Below are 1101 nucleotides of genomic sequence, written 5' to 3'. Positions count from 1 at the left end.
ACGCTCTGGCTCACGCCACCGATGACCACGGTCACCGTGGTGCCGGTGAAGTCGACGCCCTTCTCCGCCGTACCGCCCGCCAGGGTCAGGTTGACGGTGGTGGCACTGGTGCTGGCGTTGGACAGGCTCACGCTGAAGGTGTTGGCATTGCCTTCGGCCACGCTGTCGCCCACCACGCCACTCACCTTCGGCAGATCGGCCATATCGGTGATGATTGACTCGGCACTACCTTTCGTGGGGTTAATCTCGATTGCTTCAAACCCGGTGTTGGTTTTCACACCGCTGATTGACACAGTTAACGGCTCATCGCCTTCATAAATCGTGTCGTTGACTGTCGTAACGGTGAACTCAGCCTTGCCATTAGCACCGATAGTCACACTGGCCGGGCGACCGCTGGTGTCGCCATCATTGGCCGCCGCACCGCTCCAAGCCAGGTTCAGCGTCACTTCTTTGCCTGCCGGCAGGGTCACGGCATGGCCGTCCTTGTCGACCAGGCTCACGGTGTAGGTCAGCTGGCCACCTTCGGCCACATGTGACTTGTCTACTTCAATTTGGGCGAATACAGAATCCCCCTCGCCCTGCGGCTCATCGGTGATGGTGGTGGTCACCGCACCCGGCAGCGCCGGCGCTTTCTCGTAGCCACCGCCACTGGTCTCGCTCACGCTCACCTGGAACTGCTCGGCCGGCTCGGCATAGACGTCATCCAGGGTCGCCACCTCGAAGCTCACCGAGGTGGCGCCGGCCTTGATGACCACGTCGCGGGTCACCGCCTGCACATCCCCCTCGTCGGTGGTGATGTGACCCACCACCACCTTGACGGTCAGATCGCTTTTCGGTGCATCGCTGATGGTCAGGGTGTAGTTGGCCTTGCCCCCCTCGACCACGCTGGCATCGCCGCTCAGGGTCAGGGTCGGGGCATCCTTCGGCAGCAGCGGGTCGCTGCCATCCTCGTCGGTGATGGTGGTGGTCACCGCACCCGGCAGCGCCGGCGCTTTCTCGTAGCCACCGCCACTGGTCTCGCTCACGCTCACCTGGAACTGCTCGGCCGGCTCGGCATAGACGTCATCCAGGGTCGCCACCTCGAAGCTCACCGAGGTGGCG

1 protein-coding gene is annotated in these 1101 nt (G+C 63.4%); it reads right to left on the bottom strand.

Going from position 1 to position 1101, the window contains the following annotated elements; translation table 11 throughout:
- Positions 1 to 1101, bottom strand: a 1101-nt coding sequence (locus BN1133_RS18250; RefSeq protein ID WP_197273684.1) for an immunoglobulin-like domain-containing protein, incomplete at both ends; no start/stop codon positions are given.

This window comes from Aeromonas schubertii (assembly GCF_000820105.1).
GTDB lineage: Bacteria > Pseudomonadota > Gammaproteobacteria > Enterobacterales > Aeromonadaceae > Aeromonas > Aeromonas schubertii.
This window is presented reverse-complemented; position numbering and strand designations above follow the sequence as displayed.